Annotated in this window: 19 protein-coding genes; 14 read left to right on the top strand and 5 right to left on the bottom strand. The window is 52.9% G+C overall.

Going from position 1 to position 20,023, the window contains the following annotated elements; translation table 11 throughout:
* Positions 1-79: 79 nt before the first annotated feature.
* Positions 80-661 carry an ADP compounds hydrolase NudE gene (nudE, locus tag ACF2G4_RS12855; RefSeq protein ID WP_409074929.1) on the top strand — a complete coding sequence of 194 codons (582 nt, stop codon included), beginning with the start codon at positions 80-82 and terminating at the stop codon, positions 659-661.
* A 69-nt stretch (positions 662-730) separates the two neighbouring features.
* Here nudE and mrcA read toward each other — a convergent pair whose 3' ends face one another.
* Positions 731-3,280 (bottom strand): peptidoglycan glycosyltransferase/peptidoglycan DD-transpeptidase MrcA, encoded by a 2,550-nt coding sequence (gene mrcA / locus ACF2G4_RS12850; protein WP_409074928.1) that lies wholly within the window; start codon positions 3,278-3,280, stop codon positions 731-733.
* Positions 3,281-3,397: 117 nt separating this feature from the next.
* Between mrcA and pilM the strand changes: the two genes are divergently transcribed.
* The 12 genes from pilM (at position 3,398) to trpS (ending at position 13,255) form a co-directional block, all read left to right on the top strand.
* On the top strand, positions 3,398-4,204 hold the full coding sequence (pilM, locus tag ACF2G4_RS12845) for a type IV pilus biogenesis protein PilM (RefSeq protein WP_409074927.1): 807 nt from the start codon (positions 3,398-3,400) through the stop codon (positions 4,202-4,204).
* Positions 4,204-4,746 carry a PilN domain-containing protein gene (locus ACF2G4_RS12840; RefSeq protein WP_409074926.1) on the top strand — a complete coding sequence of 181 codons (543 nt, stop codon included), beginning with the start codon at positions 4,204-4,206 and terminating at the stop codon, positions 4,744-4,746. Before pilM ends, ACF2G4_RS12840 begins: the two co-directional genes overlap by 1 nt.
* Positions 4,739-5,233 (top strand): hypothetical protein, encoded by a 495-nt coding sequence (locus ACF2G4_RS12835; protein WP_409074925.1) that lies wholly within the window; start codon positions 4,739-4,741, stop codon positions 5,231-5,233. The genes ACF2G4_RS12840 and ACF2G4_RS12835 overlap by 8 nt, the downstream gene beginning before the upstream one ends.
* Positions 5,223-5,606 carry a HofP DNA utilization family protein gene (locus tag ACF2G4_RS12830; protein ID WP_409074924.1) on the top strand — a complete coding sequence of 128 codons (384 nt, stop codon included), beginning with the start codon at positions 5,223-5,225 and terminating at the stop codon, positions 5,604-5,606. Before ACF2G4_RS12835 ends, ACF2G4_RS12830 begins: the two co-directional genes overlap by 11 nt.
* Positions 5,545-6,813, top strand: coding sequence for a DNA uptake porin HofQ (gene hofQ, locus ACF2G4_RS12825; protein ID WP_409074923.1), 1,269 nt, complete (start codon positions 5,545-5,547; stop codon positions 6,811-6,813). The genes ACF2G4_RS12830 and hofQ overlap by 62 nt, the downstream gene beginning before the upstream one ends.
* A 364-nt stretch (positions 6,814-7,177) precedes the next feature.
* Positions 7,178-7,699, top strand: a complete 522-nt coding sequence (gene aroK / locus ACF2G4_RS12820; RefSeq protein WP_243079850.1) for a shikimate kinase AroK — start codon at positions 7,178-7,180, stop codon at positions 7,697-7,699.
* A gap of 38 nt (positions 7,700-7,737) precedes the next feature.
* Complete coding sequence (gene aroB / locus ACF2G4_RS12815; RefSeq protein WP_409074922.1) at positions 7,738-8,826, top strand: 3-dehydroquinate synthase; 1,089 nt, start codon at positions 7,738-7,740, stop codon at positions 8,824-8,826.
* Between the two features lie 70 nt (positions 8,827-8,896).
* Entirely contained in the window at positions 8,897-9,916 is a 1,020-nt protein-coding gene (locus ACF2G4_RS12810) for an SPOR domain-containing protein (RefSeq protein ID WP_409074921.1), read from the top strand.
* A gap of 94 nt (positions 9,917-10,010) precedes the next feature.
* Positions 10,011-10,823 (top strand): adenine-specific DNA-methyltransferase, encoded by an 813-nt coding sequence (gene dam / locus ACF2G4_RS12805; protein ID WP_409074920.1) that lies wholly within the window; start codon positions 10,011-10,013, stop codon positions 10,821-10,823.
* A 66-nt stretch (positions 10,824-10,889) separates the two neighbouring features.
* Positions 10,890-11,573, top strand: coding sequence for a ribulose-phosphate 3-epimerase (gene rpe / locus ACF2G4_RS12800; RefSeq protein ID WP_243079847.1), 684 nt, complete (start codon positions 10,890-10,892; stop codon positions 11,571-11,573).
* Entirely contained in the window at positions 11,557-12,234 is a 678-nt protein-coding gene (locus ACF2G4_RS12795) for a phosphoglycolate phosphatase (RefSeq protein WP_215845393.1), read from the top strand. Before rpe ends, ACF2G4_RS12795 begins: the two co-directional genes overlap by 17 nt.
* A gap of 16 nt (positions 12,235-12,250) precedes the next feature.
* Entirely contained in the window at positions 12,251-13,255 is a 1,005-nt protein-coding gene (trpS, locus tag ACF2G4_RS12790) for a tryptophan--tRNA ligase (protein WP_409074919.1), read from the top strand.
* Between the two features lie 143 nt (positions 13,256-13,398).
* Here the strand turns inward: trpS and cysG are convergent, their stop codons facing one another.
* The 4 genes from cysG to nirB are packed head-to-tail and all read right to left on the bottom strand — an operon-like array spanning position 13,399 to position 18,501.
* Positions 13,399-14,763: a siroheme synthase CysG gene (cysG, locus tag ACF2G4_RS12785; protein ID WP_409074918.1), complete on the bottom strand. Its 1,365-nt coding sequence runs from the start codon at positions 14,761-14,763 to the stop codon at positions 13,399-13,401.
* A gap of 47 nt (positions 14,764-14,810) precedes the next feature.
* Positions 14,811-15,614 carry a nitrite transporter NirC gene (nirC, locus tag ACF2G4_RS12780; protein WP_409074917.1) on the bottom strand — a complete coding sequence of 268 codons (804 nt, stop codon included), beginning with the start codon at positions 15,612-15,614 and terminating at the stop codon, positions 14,811-14,813.
* A gap of 23 nt (positions 15,615-15,637) precedes the next feature.
* A complete protein-coding gene (gene nirD, locus ACF2G4_RS12775) occupies positions 15,638-15,964 on the bottom strand; it encodes a nitrite reductase small subunit NirD (protein WP_409074916.1) in 327 nt (108 codons plus the stop codon).
* Positions 15,961-18,501 carry a nitrite reductase large subunit NirB gene (nirB, locus tag ACF2G4_RS12770; RefSeq protein ID WP_332625972.1) on the bottom strand — a complete coding sequence of 847 codons (2,541 nt, stop codon included), beginning with the start codon at positions 18,499-18,501 and terminating at the stop codon, positions 15,961-15,963. The genes nirD and nirB overlap by 4 nt, the downstream gene beginning before the upstream one ends.
* A gap of 231 nt (positions 18,502-18,732) precedes the next feature.
* Here nirB and ACF2G4_RS12765 point away from each other — a divergent pair, with 231 nt between their 5' ends.
* On the top strand, positions 18,733-20,016 hold the full coding sequence (locus ACF2G4_RS12765) for a cytosine deaminase (RefSeq protein ID WP_409074915.1): 1,284 nt from the start codon (positions 18,733-18,735) through the stop codon (positions 20,014-20,016).
* The last annotated feature ends 7 nt before the right edge of the window (positions 20,017-20,023 follow it).

The following is a 20,023-nucleotide window of genomic DNA, read 5'->3' as shown; positions in this document are numbered from 1 at the left end:
ACTGACTGTCGCACATTTGGACGCGGTTAGGTATGCTGATCCGCTCCTGACCGCTAGTGCAGCAATGTTTGAGGCTGATATGAAAAATACGTTAAAAAAACCTGACATCCTCAAGGTGGAAACTGTGGCGCGCTCGCGGCTATTCACGATCGAAGCGGTCAATTTAACCTTCAGTAACGGTGCTCATCGTGTTTACGAACGCATGAAACCTTCGGAACGTGAAGCCGTAATGATCGTGCCCATCGTGGATGATCATCTGATTTTGATTGAGGAATATGCCGTCGGGCTGGAAAGCTACGAGCTCGGTTTTCCTAAAGGCTTAATTGATCCGGGCGAGTCGGTGAATGAAGCGGCCGATCGAGAGCTGAAAGAAGAAGTAGGCTTTGGCGCGGGTGAGCTGACGTCGCTTGGCAAACTCACCATGGCACCTTCTTACTTCTCCAGCAAAATGAATATTGTGGTGGCGGAAGGCTTGTATGAAGAGAAGCTGGAAGGGGATGAGCCGGAACCGTTAATCGTGCGCCGCTGGCCTCTGAGCGACATGCTTTCGCTGTTGCAGGAGCCCGACTTCCGCGAAGCACGCAACGTCAGCGCGCTTTTTATGGTGCGTGAATGGCTGGTGAAGCAGGGCCGTATTAAATACGAAACTTCAAAAAGCTAAGGCATAAAAAAGGCTGACATCGTCAGCCTCGGCATTCGGAAGGGACGACGTTAGTCGTCCCTTTTTACATCAGAACAGCTCATGGCTTTGGCCATTATCCATGATGGTAGTACCAACATCGTGGACAGAATACTCAGTAGGCTGCGTGCCATTAATGAAGAATTCCTGACGCGTATTTCCGCCGTTAGCCAGTTTGCCGGTGTTACGGTCGATAGTGACCGTAACCACGCCATCGGGAGGTGTTAACGGTTGCACCGGTACGCCATCCAGCGCGGCTTTCATATAGTCGTCCCACGCCGGTTGCGCACTCTTCGCGCCGCCTTCATAACCAGAAATCTGATCGGGAATCGCACCAGACAAGGTGCTACGACCCAAATCGCGACGTGCATCATCAAAGCCAATCCACACCGACGTGACTACGCCCGGGCCGTACCCTGAGAACCACGCATCTTTTGAGCTGTTAGTGGTACCCGTTTTACCGCCGATATCATTACGCTTCAGATCGCGTGAGGCGCGCCAGCCCGTTCCCATCCAGCCCGGTTCGCCAAATATATTGGTGTTGAGCGCGCTCTTGATCAGGAACGACAGCGGGGTATTAACCACATGTGGCGCATATTGCTGATCGCCATTTTGCTGTGACTGAGTGGGAACCTGCTCCAGTTCCGGCTGCGGCACTGCACTGTTTTGATTCTGATCGGAAGCCGCGACGTTTTCGACGCTCTCCTCGTTTAACGCGAGGGCTTTCTTCGTATCACCATAAATCACCGGCAGATTACACTGCGGACAGGCAATTTTTGGCTTCTCTTCAAACAGGGTTTGTCCCTGTGCATCCTCAATCTTTTTGATGAAATAAGGATTGATCAGGAAGCCGCCGTTCGCCATGACTGAATATCCACGTACCACCTGCAGAGGCGTAAACGAGGCTGCACCCAACGCCAGCGATTCGGTATGAACAATGTTTTGTGCAGGGAAGCCGAAGCGCTGTAAATACTCAGCAGCATAATCAACACCCATTGCACGCATTGCTCGCACCATCACGACGTTTTTCGACTGACCTAAACCCTGACGCAGACGAATCGGGCCGTCGTAGGTTGGCGGTGAGTTTTTCGGACGCCAGTCCGCACCTGCGCCTGCATCCCAGCGCGAAATCGGTACGTCATTCAGAATTGAAGCCAGCGTTAAACCGCGATCCATCGCTGCGGTATACAAGAACGGTTTGATGTTTGAACCGACCTGACGCAGCGCCTGAGTTGCGCGGTTAAACATGCTCTGATTGAAGTCAAATCCACCCACCAGTGCGCGAACTGAACCGTCCGTCGGATCGAGTGAAACCAGCGCAGAGTTCACATCTGGTACCTGTCCCAGCCACCAGCTGTCACCGACTTTGCGTACCCAGATTTGCTGCCCGGCCTGTAACACTTGCGTCACGCTCTTCGGCGTTGGCCCTTGCAGCGTGTCTGATTTATAAGGACGCGCCCAGCGCACGCTGGCCAGCGTTAACGACACGTTGGTGCCGTCTTTCATTATGGCTGTGGCTTCATCGCTGTTCGCATTGGTGACCACCGCCGGAATCAGCGGACCGTAAACCGGCAACTTTTTCAGTGTTTTTTCGATTTCCGTCTGGTTCAGTGCGGGTTCACCCACTCGCCACAACACATTGGTTGGGCCGCGATAGCCATGACGCATATCGTAAGCCATCACGTTGTTGCGCACCGATTCCTGCGCAGCTTGCTGCAGTCGACGCGTCACGGTGGTGTAAACCTTGAATCCTTCGGTATAGGCATTTTCGCCGTACCGCTTCACCATTTCCTGACGCACCATTTCGCTGAGATAGGGTGCGGAGAAGGCGATTTCCGGTCCGTGATATTTGGCCACCAGCGGTGTGTTGTGCGCTTCATCATACTGCTGCTGGGTGATGTAATGCTGATCCAGCATACGGGCCAGCACCACGTTGCGGCGCGACAGCGCGCGGCTGTGAGAGTAGAGCGGGTTAAAGGTAGAGGGCGCTTTTGGCAGACCGGCAATCATCGCCATTTCGCTCAAGGAAAGCTGATCCACTGGCTTACCGAAATAGACCTGTGCAGCAGCACCCACGCCATACGCGCGATAGCCGAGGTAGATCTTATTCAGGTAAAGCTCAAGGATTTCATCTTTCGTCAGTAGCTGTTCAATGCGGATCGCCAGAAATGCTTCTTTGATTTTACGCATCAAGGTGCGTTCAGGGCTAAGGAAAAAGTTACGGGCGAGCTGCTGAGTAATGGTACTTGCACCTTGCGAAGCGTGGCCAGAGACCAGCGCAATGCTGACGGCACGAAATATCCCGATCGGATCGACGCCATGATGCTCATAAAAGCGGCTGTCTTCGGTCGCGATAAACGCTTTTACCATCTCAGGCGGCACCTGTTGCAAGCTCAGTGGAATACGGCGCATCTCACCATATTGAGCCATCAATTCGCCGTCTGCGCTGTAAACCTGCATTGGGGTTTGCAGGCGCACATCTTTCAGTGTGTTTACGTCGGGTAACTGCGGCTCTATGTACTTAAAAAGACCATAAACCGAGCCGACTCCCAGCAAAATGCAACACACTGCAAGGATCAATAAATACTTTACGAACTTCACCTGAGATTTCCCATCTGTTGTCAATTGGGCAGTTTATAAACAACCGCGCGGTAGTATAAAGGCAAGCCAGACGCTTTGATATGTCCATTTTCCCCTGACGATAAGGAGATCGCGCGCATGGCTTTTCACACATGGCAAATTGGACTGGATATTCAGAATAGGCAGCTTTGTGCCCTCGCCATCCAGCCTCATCGAGAAGGCTGGAAGTTGTGCCACTGGTGGCAGCAGCGGCTGCCGCAAGATACGTTAAGAAACGGCGTGCTGCAATCTTCGCCTGAATTAGTCGCGGCGTTAACCACATGGCGCAAGCGCTTACCGCAGCGCTATTCGCTACGCGTTGCACTGCCTGATCATCTGATACTGCAACGGCCTTTGCCGCTGCCAACACAATTGCTGCGAGAACCCGCAATGCGGCGTTACGTTCAGGCCGCGGCGCGAAAACTGTTTCCCATTGAGCCGGAGGCGCTGGCGCTGGATTACCGTGCCGATCCCGCGAGCGGCCAGCTCTGCGTCACGGCGGCGCGGCAAGCCGTGGTTGAACAGTGGTATGCACCGTTACACCAGGCAGGGTTACAACCCGCGGTATTTGAACTGACTTCTCAGGCATTTAATGTGACAGCTAAAGCCGCCAGGTTACCTGTAAATGGCGTACTGGTTTTACGTCATGAGACGCGCTGGCTGTGGAGCGATGGCGCCGCAAGCCACGGCACTAGCGAACTCGCCACGCTGGCAGAACTGCAACAGCAGTTACTGCCGCAAGGTATCAATATCCGATTATGTGATAACAGAGAAAATGCCCTTTCTGCTGGCGCAGAGCCGTTTTCCCCCTTCGATTTGTTTCACTATAAGCAGCCACCAATGCCGGAATACGCCAGCGATTTTACGCTCGCTGCTGGACTTGCTTTACGTGCGGAGGATCGCTGATGGTCGCAGTGAATCTTCTTCCCTGGCGTCAGTTGCACTGGCAGCGTCAGCGGCGACAAAGCTTCAGTATTGTTTCGCTGTTGCTGTCTGCCATTGTGTTACTCGTTGCGCTACAGGCGTGGCGTACGCATTCGATTTCGCAAGCCGCGCTTCAGCAACAAGAGACGCTACGCACGGCATTGGATGAGATCGCTCAACGCCTGACGCTGCAAAAACAGGCGATGCAACGGCTGGCTACGCAGCAAAAGCGGCTGGATAACCAGCAAATTCAGATTCAACAGCTTGCCCGCTGGCAACAATTTTGGCTCGATTTACCGGCCTTACTGCCTGACACGCTCTGGCTTCAACGGCTGGAAAAGCGCGAACTCCAGCTATTTTTAGAGGGGCATGCGCAGGATATGCAGGCAATTCGCGCTTTCCGTCATCAACTGGCGAATTATCCACTTTTCACTTTAGTGCAGCAGGGCAGCGTAAAGCGCCAGTCAGAAGGAGATTATCGTTTCTCATTGCGGGCGCAACTGCAGGAGATAACCGATGAATGAGTGGATACAGCGCTGGTTAAATCTGAGTACATTGCCGCGCTATATCCTGTTAATGGCGGCAGCGCTGAGTTTGCTACTCATTTGCTGGATAGCGATATTGCGTCCGCTAAAAGTAGCCCAGAGCGCATTGCTGCTTTCTCTGGAACAGCAGCAACATAGCTTGCAACGGCGTCAACACCAGCTTGCGCAAAATCCCTCACTGGAAACATTGCAACAACAGTGGGTGCAAGCATCGGCGCAGTTGCGTTCCGCTTCTTCAGTCCCCGCGTTAGAAGCCCTTTTAGCGGCGCGGGGTCAGCAACTGGAACAATGGCAGCCGGATGCTCAACCGCGAGCGTTAACATTGCATCTTCAGTGGGCGCAATTTCAGCCGCTGTTCGCCGAAATGGCTAAATTTTCTGCACCTTTTCCTCAGCATTTTCAGTTGGCTATGCAGCAGACGCACTTAGTGGCTGAACTTTGGCTGGAGCATGAAGATGCACCGTAGCCTGCTCCTTTTACTGCTGTGTTGTTGCAGCGTGTTGGCACGCGATCCGTTTCAACCTGTTCTGGGTGCGGCCTGTGTTCAGCCAATTGAACCGCTAGCGGGCTGGCGCTTGCAGGGCATCATTGGCCGTGACAACCATTTCCAGGCATGGCTGCTCGCCCCACAGGGAAAAGCCGTCAAAGTACATACAGGTGATCCTTTTCCGCTTGTGCCGTGGAGAGTGAAGACATTAACGCGGCATAGCGTCTCGCTGAGCGTTGAAAACAGCTGCTCAATGCAAACAATCTCATTCCAATTAAAAGGACGCGCACGTGATAAGGACGATCATTTTAACGTTGGCCTTGTGTTGTCTGACGCCAGCCTTCGCCAATGATGAAAAACTCAGCCTTGCCTTTGATGATGCGCCGGTGGAGCGCATTTTACAGGCGCTGGCTGATTATCAAGGTATCAATCTGCTGATCGCACCCGACGTACAAGGTGCTCTCACGCTGCGGCTGGATGATATGCCTTGGTCCCAGGCGTTGGATCTGGTTTCACGTATGGCGCGCCTGACGCTGATTGAAGAGGAGAACGTCCTACTGGTTTATCCCGAAAGCTGGCAGCAGCAACAGCAGAAAGAGGAAAAAGCGCAGCAGGAAGAGAAGCAACATCAGCTACCCTTGAAACAGCGTCGTGTCGTGCTGCATTACGCTAATGCCAGCGATGTGCATCGCAGCCTGCAGGGAGAACGCCAGACATTGATGACGCCGCGCGGCAGCGCCACCGTCGATAGTCGTACTAACACGTTGCTGTTACGCGATACCGAGGCGGCGTTGAAAGAAACTGAGCGCTGGCTGCAAGCGCTGGATGTGCCGCTGGAGCAGGTGGAGCTGGCCGCGCATATTGTGACCATCAGTGAGGAGCATTTGCATGAGTTGGGTGTGAACTGGGGTTTGCACACTGCCGAAGGTGCTGTGATTAATGCCTTACGCAATCCTCAACTGAATATACCCCTTGCTATCAATGCGGCTGGCGTAAGCGTCGGCGTTACGCTGGCACGAATCGGTGGACAATTGCTTGACCTGGAGCTAAGCGCGCTGGAACAAGAGAATCAAATCGAAATCATTGCCAGTCCACGTTTGTTTACGTCTCATCAGCAAACCGCTTCTATTAAGCAGGGCACTGAAATTCCTTATGAAGTATCAGCGGGAAACAGCGGTGCGACCAGCATTGAGTTCAAAGAAGCGGTGCTGGGCATGGAAGTCACGCCGACGGTGTTGGGCAATGGGCGCATTCAGCTGAAAATTCGCATCAGTCAGAATGTGCCGGGCCGCAGCATTAAAACGGGTGAAACCGAGGTGCTTTCCATTGATAAACAAGAGATTGAAACGCAAGTGACGTTGAAAGATGGTCAGACGCTAGCGCTCGGTGGTATTTTTCAGCAGCAGCGAAGCCGGGGGCAAAATCAGCTGCCACTACTCGGTGATATACCGCTATTAGGCGCGCTGTTTCGTCAACAAACGGAAGAGCGTAAAAAAAAGGAGCTGGTTATCTTTATTACACCGCGATTGGTCAGGGAAGCAGCGCTTACCGCCGGATAAACCGGAAAATAGCGCCCTAAATGCCATCTACGTTGACGCAGCGCAGGAATTAGCATACAAGGTTTAGCGATTTTCAATACGTTGTAACCGTCCATGTTGGTTAAAATCCAGCAAAGGAATCAGTAATCTCCTCTGAAAGCCGCGTTGTAAAAACGCAGTGCTGACGCGTTACAGTTTCGCGAACGACAGGCCAATTCAGAAATGGATGTGCTGCAAGCAATATAATCGGTTGCCAAACAGCCTTGAGTGTTGAGATAATTTTCCATCTGACTCTTGCTAATGCTCATGAGGTCTCAGTTCCTGTCCCGCCAGCGAGAAGCTGAACGCGGGGTATCATTAACGAATTCTTAGTAATACCGACAAAATGGCAGAGAAACGCAATATCTTTCTGGTTGGGCCGATGGGTGCCGGCAAAAGCACTATTGGCCGTCAGTTGGCTCAGCAACTCAATATGGAGTTTTTCGATTCCGATCAGGAAATTGAGCGACGCACCGGAGCGGATGTGGGCTGGGTTTTTGATGTCGAAGGCGAAGATGGCTTTCGCGATCGCGAAGAAAAAATCATTAATGAACTGACCGAGAAGCAAGGCATTGTCCTGGCGACGGGCGGTGGTTCCGTTAAATCCCGAGAAACCCGTAATCGTCTCTCCGCCCGCGGTGTCGTGGTGTATTTAGAAACCACTATCGAGAAGCAACTGGCGCGCACGCAGCGTGACAAAAAACGTCCGCTGTTGCAGGTGGATTCACCGCCACGCGAAGTGCTTGAAGCACTGGCTGGCGAACGTAATCCGCTGTATGAAGAGATCGCTGATGTCACCATCCGTACTGATGATCAGAGTGCGAAAGTGGTGGCGAATCAGATTATCCACATGTTGGAAAAAAGTTGATCCAACACCCAAAAGCTCTGTAACAGGTATTGAGCATCATGGAGAAGATCACTGTTTCATTGGGGGAACGTAGTTACCCCATCACTATCGCCGCCGGACTGTTTAACGATCCGGCTTCTTTTTGGCCGTTAAAGGCAGGCGATAATGTCATGCTGGTAACTAACCAGACATTGGCACCGCTCTACCTTGAGAAACTGTCGACGCTGTTGACAGCGGCGGGCGTGAAAGTGGATCAGGTGATTTTACCCGACGGCGAGCAATACAAAACGCTCGCCGTGATGGATCAAGTCTTTACAGCATTGCTGCAAAAACCGCATGGTCGCGACACCACGCTCATCGCCTTAGGCGGCGGCGTGATTGGCGATCTAACCGGTTTCGCCGCCGCCAGCTATCAACGTGGCGTGCGCTTTATTCAGGTGCCGACCACCTTGCTGTCGCAGGTTGACTCCTCGGTAGGCGGCAAAACCGCTGTTAATCATCCGCTCGGCAAAAACATGATCGGGGCATTTTATCAGCCCGCTTCGGTGGTGATTGATACCGACTGTTTGCACTCACTGCCGCCTCGTGAACTGGCGTCGGGTCTTGCGGAAGTCATTAAGTACGGCATCATTCTTGATGGCGAATTTTTCACGTGGCTGGAGCGTAATCTTGACTTGCTGTTGACGCTGGATACGCAAGCTATGGCTTACTGTATTCGCCGCTGCTGTGAGTTAAAAGCAGAAGTCGTTGCGGCTGATGAACGTGAAAATGGTCAGCGTGCGCTGTTGAATCTGGGCCATACCTATGGCCACGCGATTGAAGCGCACATGGGTTACGGCAACTGGCTACACGGCGAAGCGATTGCGGCAGGCATGGTGATGGCCGCACGTACTGCTGAAGGTTTAGGTCAGTTCAAAACAGACGATGTCGATCGTGTTATCGCTTTACTGCAGCGCGCTGGTTTACCCGTGCACGGCCCAGAAGAGATGAAAGCGGAAGATTATTTGCCCCATATGATGCGCGACAAGAAAGTGCTCGCTGGCGAATTGCGCCTGGTGTTGCCTTTGTCGATCGGCCGCTCTGAAGTGCGTAGTGGCGTGACTCATGATAGGGTGCTGGCTGCAATTAACGATTGCCAGAAATCTTGATATTTAGCAGTTAAGCGGTAAAGCGGCGCGTAAAAGCGTAACGCGATAACCGCTTTACGGAGGAGGCAAAATGGATGAGTTCAAACCGGAAGATGAGTTAAAACCTGACGCCAGTGACCGCCGTCCCTCGCGTCCACGCAAGTCGTCTTCTGCACCTAAAGTGCCGGTTTCCCGTCAACACATGATGATGGGTATCGGCATTTTGGTTTTGCTGCTGTTAGTGTTGGGCATTGGCTCGGCGTTAAACGGTTCAGACGAGAGCAAACCGGCGTCGACTGGAAACAATCCTGCATCTTCTGGCGGCTCTAACGCTACGGGTGACAGGAATATCGATCTTACCGAATCGACCTCCATGGCGGGCGGACAAAACAGGCCTGCGACCGAGGCACCCGCGGAAAACAGCGCGCCTGTGGCGGATAATGCCAGCAGCGCGCCACGTGATGTCTCCATGCCAGCGGTCTCTTCTACACCCACGCAAGCCGCACCGGTAGAAGCGCCTGCGAACCAGCAGCGTGTTACTTTGCCAGGCGATCTCAACAGCGCGCTGAGCAATCAGCAGCAGCAAGTTGATAATGCTACCCAGAGCGCTACCAGCTCTTTGCCAACGGCACCTGCGACGGTAAGCGGTAACGCAAATAGTGGAACAGCAGCGCCTGCTATCCGTCCAGCACCGGTAAAAAACAGCACGCCAGCGCGTGCTCAGCAGCAGCCGCACAGAACTGCTTCGAAATCTGCGACCAGCGAAAGCAAAACACACACCACGCCAGCGCGTCCAGTAACCAGCGGTTCGGGCACTAGCAGCACGGCAAATAGCGCGAGCAGCACATCGCTGCCGGGCGGCAATTACACCTTGCAGTTGAGCGGGGCATCGCGAGCTGACAGCCTGAATGCCTGGGCGAAAAAGCAGAATTTAAGCAGTTATCACGTATACAAAACTACCCGTAACGGTCAGTCGTGGTTCGTACTGGTGAGTGGATCGTATGCGACACCAGCCGATGCCAAACGTGCCGTTGCCTCGCTGCCAGCCGGTGTGCGTGCGCAGAATCCATGGGTCAAACCGCTGAGCCAGGTTAAGAAAGAAGCCCAATAATAGATGTGGGGCCAGCGATGTTGGCCCCGTTTTAAGCGCAGATCTGCTGTCGGTCCAGCCACAGCCTTACCATAAGATGTATTACCACGACAGCATGAAGAAAAATCGCGCTTTCCTGAAATGGGCGGGAGGAAAATTTCCCTTAGTAGAAGAGATTCATCGCTACTTGCCGCAAGGCGACTGCCTGATTGAACCCTTTGTTGGTGCCGGATCGGTGTTTCTTAACACTGAATTTGATCGCTACATCCTTGCTGATATCAACAACGACTTAATCAATCTCTACAACATTGTCAAAAACCGCACGGCAGAATTTATTCGTGATGCACAACTGTTATTCACCCCAGAAGGGAACAGCGAACTCTGTTATTACCTGCGCCGTACCGAATTTAATCTCAGCACTGACAGCTATCAGCGTGCGCTGCTGTTCCTCTATCTGAATCGCCACTGCTACAACGGTTTGTGCCGTTATAACCTGCGCGGCGAATTCAACGTGCCCTTTGGTCGTTATCGCAAACCCTACTTTCCTGAAGCGGAACTGTTATGGTTTGCCGAACGCTCACAGAAAGCGACATTTGTCTGTGAGTCATACGATGTTACCCTGACCAATGCCCTTAAAGGCTCCGTGGTGTATTGTGATCCACCGTATGCACCGCTCTCGACAACGGCTAATTTTACGGCGTATCACACCAACAGTTTTAGCCTGCGTGAACAGCAGCATCTGGCGGAGTTGGCGGGCAAATTGGCGACTGAAAGCCAAATTCCTGTATTGATTTCCAATCACGATACTGCGCTAACGCGTTTGTGGTATCAGGATGCAGTGTTACATGTGGTTAAAGCCCGGCGTTCTATTAGCCGAAGCATAAGCGGTCGCACGAAGGTCGACGAACTGCTGGCGCTCTATAGCTAGTCTGTTTCGTCCGCGACCAACGCATTACGCCAACCGTATGGTTGGCCACAACAGTGGGAGAATCGGATGAAACAATATTTGCTGGCCCCTTCAATCCTTTCGGCGGATTTTGCCCGTCTGGGTGAAGATACCGCAAAAGCCCTGGCGGCTGGCGGCGACGTGGTTCACTTCGACGTCATGGATAACCATTACGTTCCCAATCTGACCATGGGGCCGATGGTGCTAAAAGCGCTGCGCGACTATGGCATCACCGCACCTATCGATGTGCATCTGATGGTGAAACCGGTCGATTCTCTGATCCCTGACTTTGCCAAAGCCGGCGCTACCTACATCACATTTCATCCGGAAGCCAGCGAGCACGTTGACCGTACGCTACAGATAATCAAAGAACATGGCTGCAAAGCGGGTCTGGTGTTTAATCCGGCAACGCCACTTAGCTATCTCGATTATGTAATGGATAAGCTAGACATCATTCTGTTGATGTCAGTGAATCCAGGCTTTGGTGGACAATCCTTTATTCCTGGTACGCTAGACAAGCTGCGCGAAGCACGTAAACGCATCGACCAGAGCGGCTACAACATCCGCCTGGAAGTTGATGGTGGCGTAAAGATTGATAACATTGGACAAATCGCTGCGGCGGGTGCCGACATGTTTGTCGCGGGTTCTGCCATTTTTGGTCATCCCGATTACAAAAAAGTGATTGATGACATGCGCAATGAACTGGAGAAAGCCAATGGCTCATTTCACTGATATTCGTGCGCTGGCCTTTGATCTTGATGGCACTCTGGTGCACAGCGCGCCTGGTCTGGCGGATGCCATCGATCTTGCGCTGGCCGATTTAAAATTGCCTGCCGCAGGTATTGAGCGCGTTTCTACCTGGATTGGTAATGGGGCCGACGTGATGATGTCGCGCGCGCTGACCTATGCGTTGGGCCGCGAGCCGCAACCCGATGAACAACGTGATGCGCGTGCGCTGTTTGACAAGCATTATGCTGACACGGTGGAAGCGGGCAGTACGCTGTTTCCACAAGTAAAAGCGACCCTGGAAGCGCTGCAAGCCAAAGGGATTCCGATGGCAATCGTGACTAACAAGCCAACGCCTTTTGTTGCGCCTTTGCTGGCATCCCTGGGTATTGCCGATGCGTTTCCGCTGGTGATCGGCGGTGATGATGTGATTGTGAAAAAACCGCATCCCGCAGCCATTTTCCTGGTGCTGGGCAAATTCGGTGTACTTCCCGGACAATTGCTGTTTGTCGGCGATTCTCGCAATGATATTCTCGCTGCCCAGGCGGCTGGCGTACCGAATATCGGCATGACGTTTGGCTACAACTATGGTGAACCCATTGCCACTAGCCAGCCCGATTTAACACTCGACTCTTTCGAAGAACTTTTGCCCGCTATCGGGCTGTAATTATCAGGACATAAGCATGAGCAAACCCATTGTTTTCAGCGGCGCACAGCCGTCCGGCGAACTGACCATTGGCAACTATATGGGTGCGCTGCGTCAGTGGGTGCAGATGCAGGATGATTTCCACTGCATTTACTGCATCGTCGATCTGCACGCCATCACCGTTCGTCAGGATCCTGCAGCGCTGCGTAAAGCCACGCTGGATACGCTGGCGCTTTATCTCGCCTGCGGTATTGATCCTGAGAAAAGCACCATTTTTGTTCAGTCGCATGTGCCAGAACACACTCAGCTGAGCTGGATCCTGAACTGCTATGCCTACTTCGGCGAACTCAGCCGTATGACGCAGTTCAAAGATAAATCGGCGCGCTACGAAGAAAACATCAATGCGGGCTTGTTCGATTATCCGGTGTTGATGGCAGCAGACATTCTGCTTTATCAAACTAATCAGGTGCCAGTAGGCGAAGATCAGAAACAGCATCTTGAGCTGAGCCGCGACATCGCGAGCCGCTTTAACGCGCTGTATGGTGATATCTTCAAAGTGCCTGAGCCGTTTATTCCAAAATCGGGCGCGCGCGTCATGTCGCTGCTTGAGCCGACCAAGAAAATGTCCAAGTCTGACGAAAACCGTAACAACGTTATCGGTCTGCTGGAAGATCCTAAGTCGGTGGTGAAAAAGATCAAACGTGCAATGACCGACTCAGCAGAACCGCCAGTGGTGCGTTATGACATTAAAGAGAAAGCGGGCGTTTCTAACCTGCTGGATATCTTGTCCGGCGTCACCGGCAAAACCATCGCCGAGCTGGAACAAGAGTTCCAAGGCAAAATGTATGGCCATCTGAAAGGCGCGGTTGCTGATGCGGTTTCTGGCATGCTTACAGAGTTGCAGGAGCGTTATAACCATTTCCGTAATGATGAAGCGCTGCTTGAACAGATCATGCGTGATGGCGCGAGCAAAGCGCGCGCGCAGGCACAAGAGACATTGAAGAAGGTGTATCAGGCTGTGGGGTTTGTTGCGCAGCCATAAGCGTTCATCGGTAAAAACAGAAACGGCGGGCTGAAATAGCCCGCCGTTTTTATTTATTCCGATTTTATTCGATGCAGCGAATACTCAGCACCCTCCCAAAACAGGCGCGCATTACGTTTTTTCTGTACAGCATTTTGTCGTGCTTAAAACCAACGCAATGTTTCGCGTAAACTCACTACGCTGCCCACAATAATCAGGCTCGGGCTGATCACCTGCTGCGACAGTTCACCCAACTGTGCCAGCGTGCCGGTCACAACGCGTTGGCGAGCACTGGTGCCGTTTTCCACCAAGGCAACAGGCATATCGGCGCGCATTCCGTGCGTTAACAATTGCCGCTGAATTTCCGTGGCTTGCGCCAGCCCCATGTAAAACACCAGCGTCTGTTGCTCGGCAGCCAGTTTTTGCCAGCCGAGTTTGCCCTCTTTTTGTAGATGTCCAGTGACCAGCCGTACGCTTTGCGCATGATCGCGATGGGTAAGTGGAATGCCGCTATACGCTGCGCAGCCTGACGCAGCCGTTATACCAGGCACCACGCTAAACGGGATCTTATGTTGCGCCAGTACTTCCAGCTCTTCACCGCCTCGACCAAAGATAAACGGATCGCCGCCTTTTAATCGCACCACGCGTTTACCGCGCTGCGCCTGCTCCAACAGCAGCTGATTGATCTGATCCTGTGGAACGCAGTGATATCCGGCGCGCTTACCCACGAATACCCGCTCAGCGTCACGGCGTACCAGATTGAGAATGTCGTCTGATACCAGCCGATCATAAACAATGACATCGGCCTGCTGAATCTGTTGCAAACCTTTCAGCGTTAACAATCCCGCATCGCCCGGTCCGGCACCGACCAACGCGACTTCACCTGGCGCTTCGGGCGCGGCATTGAATAACGTTTCCGTTATTTGTTGAGCGCGCGGGTTGTCGCCATTCGCCAGGGTTTGCGCCAGACGATCGCTTTTGAAAAAGCGTTCCCAAAAATGGCGGCGCTGACCCATTGAATGAAATTCTGTTTTTACCCGAGCGCGTAGTTTACCGGCGAACTGCGCAAGTTGACCAAGGTGCTGTGGCAGCATCGCTTCGAGTTTTTCGCGCAACAAGCGAGCCAACACCGGGGCAGATCCCCCCGACGACACCGCAACCATCAGCGGTGAGCGATCAATAATTGATGGCATGATGGCGCTGGCCTGTTCGGGGGCATCGACCAGATTGCAGAAAATTTGTTGGGCTTCAGCGGTATCTGCCACCTGCTGATTGATGTTGTTGTCATTAGTCGCTGCGACAACCAGCCAGCAATTTTTTAACCAGCGGGGATCAAAATGGCCATCCAGTAAAGTCAGCTCTCCCTGTTGCGCCCAATGTTGGAAAGCCGGAGAGAAATCCAGCGCGCCGACATACAGGTCTGCACCCGCTGCCAGCAGCAAACGCGCTTTGCGTTCTGCGACATCACCGCCGCCCACCAGTAAACAACGTTTACCTTGTAGACGACAAAACAGGGGGAAATACTCCATGAAAACTCCTGAAAAAAGCCCGCGTTAAGCGGGCTGAAATAGGGGGATTAAGCTGTTTTAACCGATCCGACTGAAAGATCAGGTTGTGGGCGCTGTGCACGCGGTGTGGCATACCAGTAACCGAGCCCCATAAACACCATGCCGGAAAGCATGTTACCCAACGTCACCCAAAGCAGATTGTGACCGATGCCGCCCAATGTCAGGCTCTCATTATGCTGACCGAACCAGGAGAGTGCAAAAACCGTCATGTTAGCCACGGAGTGCTCGAAACCGGAAGCAATAAACGCCAGCAGGCACCACCAAATCGCAATCATTTTCGCTGCGCCTTCAGTACGCAATGCCATCCAAATCGCCAGGCAAACTAACCAGTTACAGAGTGCGCCTTTGAAGAACAGGGCCATGGCGGGTTGGGCAGTTTTCGCCAGTGCAACCGCGTGGATAAGCGAATTAGCATTAGGCAGCAGCGGGCCAGCGGCAAAGTAGTAAATCAGGGCAACCGCAACGGAGCCGACTAAATTACCCAACCAGGTTTGCGGCAAAACACACCACAACTGGCCTTGCGAAATACTGCCTGCTTTAACACCGATCGTCAGGAACATCGTATGGCCGGTGAAAAGTTCCGAACCCGCAACGATCACCAGCGTCAGCGCGATGCCAAAAGTGGCACCCATCACCAAGGGTCGCAGGGCAGGATCGACAAGATTACCCAGCGTGAAGATCAAAATGATCGCCAAACCGACGTAAGCACCCGCCATCGCCGAGCTAATCCAGAAAGCCAGCGGGCTCTCCTGCGCGGTACGGACAATACGCGCCGCGTTGGCCGCGCTTTTATTCAGTGTGTCAGTAAACATGGTGTTGTCTCATAAAGTGAAATTCAGGCGCAAACTTCGACCTGGCCCGCGCTAACGCGCACCGGATACGCAGCGACCGAGCGTGCTTCATCTTCCATACAGTGGCCATCATAGAGGCGAAATCGCTGCTTTTTTAGCGGACTCGCCACCCACAATGCATCCTGATGCTCGGCGATAATGCCGCGCGACAGCACGCTGGCGTCGGCAAAAGGATCGATATTGCTGATGGCAAACAGCTGCTCATCATCACGTGGACGGAAAATGGCAATCTGCTGACCATTGACCAACGCACAGACGCCGGTCGCGGGTAAGATTTGTGTCAACTGACACACGACAGTCCACCGGCTCATGCTTCACTCTCCTCAATTAGCGTGACGGCAATACGTTCAGATGGGCGCGCCGGGCGATGTTGATCGCGTTCAGTCACGATTTGTACATTGGGATCGCGTTGCGGCGAATTGATAAAGTGGGCGAAGCGCGCCTGGCTTTGTTGATCCTGTAGCGTGGCGGTCCATTCACAACTCACGCTGCCGCGCAGGCGGTTCAATTCACTTTCCAGCTGCGCATTGATGCCTAATTTGTCGTCAACGATCACGCTGCGCAGATACTCAACGCCGCCTTCCAGACTCTCCAGCCACAACGACGTGCGTTGGAGGCGATCGCCGGTACGGATGTAAAACATCATGAAACGATCGAGGTAGGTCACTAAGGTGGCTTGATCGAGATCGGCTGCCAGCAGATCTGCATGGCGGGGTTTCATGCCGCCATTGCCGCAGATATAAAGATTCCAGCCTTTCTCAGTCGCAATCACGCCGACATCTTTGCCTTGAGCTTCAGCACATTCACGGGTACAACCCGACACGCCAAATTTCATTTTGTGAGGCGTACGAATACCTTTGTAACGATTTTCCAGCATCACGCCAAAGCCCAAGCTGTCGCCGACGCCAAAGCGGCACCAGGTGCTGCCAACGCAGGTTTTCGCCATGCGCAATGCTTTCGCATAGGCGTGACCGGTTTCAAAACCCGCAGCAACCAGCTGGGACCAAATCGCCGGAAGATCATCTTTCTGGGCACCAAACAGGCCAATACGTTGTGAACCGGTGATTTTGGTGTAGAGGTTATACTGCTGTGCGACTTCGCCAATCACTTGCAGACCTTGCGGGGTGATTTCACCGCCCGGTGAACGCGGGATCACTGAATAAGTGCCGTCTTTCTGGATATTGCCGAGGAAAACATCATTGCTGTCCTGCAGCGGCGTATGTTGCGGTTTCAGGACATAATCATTCCAGCAAGAAGCCAGCAGCGATCCCACCGTGGGTTTACACACTTCGCAGCCGTAACCCTGACCATATTTAGCCAACAGCGCATCAAAGCTTTTAATTTCGTCTACCCGAATCAGGTGATACAACTCCTGGCGCGAATAAGGGAAGTGGGCGCAAAGATGATTATTCACTTCAATGCCCTGACGGCTAAGCTCGCTGTTAAGCACCTGCGTAATCAGCGGTATGCAGCCGCCACATCCGGTGCCGGCACGGGTTTCCCCTTTTAACGCCGCCACGGTGTGACATCCGCCTTTTACTGCTGTGATGATGTCGCCTTTAGTGACGTCAAAACAGGAACAAATCTGCGCGTTGTCAGGCAGCGCATCCACGCCAATTGACGGCTTTTCGCCGCTGCCGGTCGGAAGAATCAACGCTTCAGGATTGCCAGGTAAAGGAATCGCATTCAGGACCAGTTGCAGTAGATTGCCATAATCGCTGGTATCACCGACCAGCACTGCGCCAAGCAGCGTTTTCTGATCTTCGCTGAGGATCAGGCGTTTGTAGATAGATTTGCTTTCATCCAGCCAGACAACACTTTTCGCGCCCGGCGTGTTGCCACGAGCATCGCCAATGCCGCCGACATCTACGCCCAGCAGTTTTAATTTGGCGCTCATGTCCGCGCCAGAAAAAGCGTTATCACGGCCCAATAGCGTATCGCAGGCGACCTGCGCCATTTTATAGCCCGGCGCAACCAGGCCAAATACACGATCTTGCCAGGCGGCGCATTCACCGATGGCGTAAATGGTGGGATCGCTGGTTTGGCAGCGGTTATTAATGGCAATGCCACCGCGCGTACCGATTGAAAGTCCGCACTGCTTCGCCAGTTTGTCCTGCGGACGAATACCGGTTGAGAAGACAATAAAATCGACCTGCAACTCGCTGCCATCCGCAAACTGCAGCGTTTTGCCGCCTTTGTCATGATGAAGAATCTGTTGGGTATTTTTGCCGGTATGTACCTGCACGCCCATCTCTTCAATCTTGCGACGCAGCTGTTCGCCGCCCTGTTTGTCGAGCTGTTCCGCCATTAAGACGGGCGCAAACTCAATAACGTGCGTCTCGACACCCAGATTTTTCAGCGCACCTGCGGCTTCTAAACCCAGTAATCCACCGCCAATCACCGCGCCACGTTTGCTGCGACGTGAACAGGCTTCGATAGCGTTGAGATCTTCAATCGTGCGATAAACAAAGCAGTTGCTGCCCTCGGCCCCTTTGATGGGCGGAATCCAGGGATAAGAACCGGTGGCAAAAATCAGCGTATCGTAATGAACGGCGCGACCGGTGTTAGAGTGAATCAGCTTCTCTTCCCGGTTGAGGGTAATGGCGCGTTCACCAAGCAGCAGCTTGACCTGATGTTTTTCGTAAAAGCCTTCGCGAACCAGGGAAAGTTCTTCGGCGGTGTGGTGGGAGAAGTATGCAGAAAGGTGAACGCGATCATAGGCGACGCGGGGTTCTTCACAAAAAACGGTCAACGAAAACTGGCCAGGATCAGCTTTGTCGATCAGCTCTTCTATGAAGCGGTGGCCGACCATGCCGTTACCAATAATGACGACATTGTGCTTGCTCATTGTTGCCTCAAATTTGCGATATCTGCGGCTACAATAGCGCGACGTTTTTAGCCCTTATTGATGTATATCAATAAGGGCTTTATATACCTATTTAGAGTTATATGGCTGATTTTGAAAGATTTTATCTAACTCGCTTATATTGCTGAAAAAAGCGTTATCTGGCTCGCTCTCATCATGAAGCTGAATCGTGCTAGCTTTAAGCGAATACGTCTGAATGGAGAACGCATCGCTATGACCAAACCGTCCCTGAAGTCGATTATCAATTTGCGCCTGCCCGGGCGTGATGGAGAGTGGCAGATCGATATTGCTGAAGGCAAGATCGCCGCTATTCATCAGCAGTCGCAGCACGCCGAGCAGATGAATGCGGTGCTGGATGCAGAAGGCGGATTAGCCAGTGCGCCATTTATTGAGCCGCATATTCACCTCGATACCACGCAAACGGCGGGCGAACCGACGTGGAATCAATCCGGCACGCTGTTTGAAGGCATTGAGCGCTGGGCTGAGCGCAAAGCGTTGCTCAGCCATGAAGATGTAAAGCAGCGCGCGATGCAAACGCTGAAGTGGCAAATCGCGAATGGCATTCAGTTTGTGCGTACCCACGTAGATGTTTCTGATCCCACCTTGACCGCGCTGAAAGCCATGCTGGCGTTGAAAGCGGACATGGCGCCGTGGATTGATATCCAGATTGTGGCGTTTCCGCAGGAGGGGATTCTCTCTTATCCCAATGGTGAAGCGTTGCTGGAAGAGGCGATGCGCATGGGCGCGGATGTGGTCGGCGCGATCCCCCATTATGAATTTACCCGCGAATATGGCGTGGAGTCGTTGCATAAGGCATTTGCCCTTGCTAATCGTTACGACAAGCTGGTGGATGTGCACTGCGATGAGATTGATGATGAGCAGTCACGCTTTGTTGAAACCGTGGCGGCGCTGGCACATCGAGATAGCATGCGCGCGCGCGTAACCGCCAGTCATACCACGGCAATGCACTCTTATAACGGCGCTTATGCTTCACGCTTGTTTCGTTTGCTCAGCCTTTCAGGCATTAACTTTGTGGCAAATCCGCTGGTGAATATTCATCTGCAAGGACGCTTCGACACCTATCCCAAAAGACGCGGTATTACGCGGGTAAAAGAGCTGCTGGAAGCGGATATTAATGTCTGCTTTGGTCATGATGATGTGTTTGATCCCTGGTACCCGCTTGGCACCGCCAACATGCTGCAGGTGCTGCACATGGGGCTGCATGTTTGTCAGCTAATGGGATATGAGCAGATTGATGCAGGACTGAAGCTGATTACTCACAACAGCGCGAAGACCATGAATCTCAGCGGTTACGGTCTTGAGGTCGGTAATGATGCCAACCTGATTATTCTACCGGCAGAGAACGGTTTTGATGCAGTAAGGCGACAGGTTCCCGTACGCTATTCGATTCGTGGTGGCGCATTGATTGCGGCGACCCAACCGGCGCAGAGCGAGATTTATTTACGGGAAGCAGAGCGGGTGGATTTTAAACGCTGAACGAGGC

It is taken from the genome of Pantoea phytostimulans, from assembly GCF_046118715.1.
Taxonomy (GTDB): Bacteria; Pseudomonadota; Gammaproteobacteria; order Enterobacterales; family Enterobacteriaceae; genus Pantoea; species Pantoea phytostimulans.
Note: the sequence above shows the minus strand (reverse complement) of the source record. Positions and strands in the feature narration are given on the sequence as shown.

Coding starts and splice junctions, on each gene's coding strand:
- rpe (WP_243079847.1), top strand. CDS start 10,890: ATGAAACAATATTTGCTGGCCCCTTCAATCCTTTCGGCGGATTTTGCC.
- ACF2G4_RS12810 (WP_409074921.1), top strand. CDS start 8,897: ATGGATGAGTTCAAACCGGAAGATGAGTTAAAACCTGACGCCAGTGAC.
- ACF2G4_RS12795 (WP_215845393.1), top strand. CDS start 11,557: ATGGCTCATTTCACTGATATTCGTGCGCTGGCCTTTGATCTTGATGGC.
- cysG (WP_409074918.1), bottom strand. CDS start 14,763: ATGGAGTATTTCCCCCTGTTTTGTCGTCTACAAGGTAAACGTTGTTTA.
- aroB (WP_409074922.1), top strand. CDS start 7,738: ATGGAGAAGATCACTGTTTCATTGGGGGAACGTAGTTACCCCATCACT.
- ACF2G4_RS12830 (WP_409074924.1), top strand. CDS start 5,223: ATGCACCGTAGCCTGCTCCTTTTACTGCTGTGTTGTTGCAGCGTGTTG.
- ACF2G4_RS12765 (WP_409074915.1), top strand. CDS start 18,733: ATGACCAAACCGTCCCTGAAGTCGATTATCAATTTGCGCCTGCCCGGG.
- ACF2G4_RS12835 (WP_409074925.1), top strand. CDS start 4,739: ATGAATGAGTGGATACAGCGCTGGTTAAATCTGAGTACATTGCCGCGC.
- trpS (WP_409074919.1), top strand. CDS start 12,251: ATGAGCAAACCCATTGTTTTCAGCGGCGCACAGCCGTCCGGCGAACTG.
- ACF2G4_RS12840 (WP_409074926.1), top strand. CDS start 4,204: ATGGTCGCAGTGAATCTTCTTCCCTGGCGTCAGTTGCACTGGCAGCGT.
- nirC (WP_409074917.1), bottom strand. CDS start 15,614: ATGTTTACTGACACACTGAATAAAAGCGCGGCCAACGCGGCGCGTATT.
- pilM (WP_409074927.1), top strand. CDS start 3,398: ATGGCTTTTCACACATGGCAAATTGGACTGGATATTCAGAATAGGCAG.
- nudE (WP_409074929.1), top strand. CDS start 80: ATGAAAAATACGTTAAAAAAACCTGACATCCTCAAGGTGGAAACTGTG.
- nirB (WP_332625972.1), bottom strand. CDS start 18,501: ATGAGCAAGCACAATGTCGTCATTATTGGTAACGGCATGGTCGGCCAC.
- dam (WP_409074920.1), top strand. CDS start 10,011: ATGAAGAAAAATCGCGCTTTCCTGAAATGGGCGGGAGGAAAATTTCCC.
- nirD (WP_409074916.1), bottom strand. CDS start 15,964: ATGAGCCGGTGGACTGTCGTGTGTCAGTTGACACAAATCTTACCCGCG.
- aroK (WP_243079850.1), top strand. CDS start 7,178: ATGGCAGAGAAACGCAATATCTTTCTGGTTGGGCCGATGGGTGCCGGC.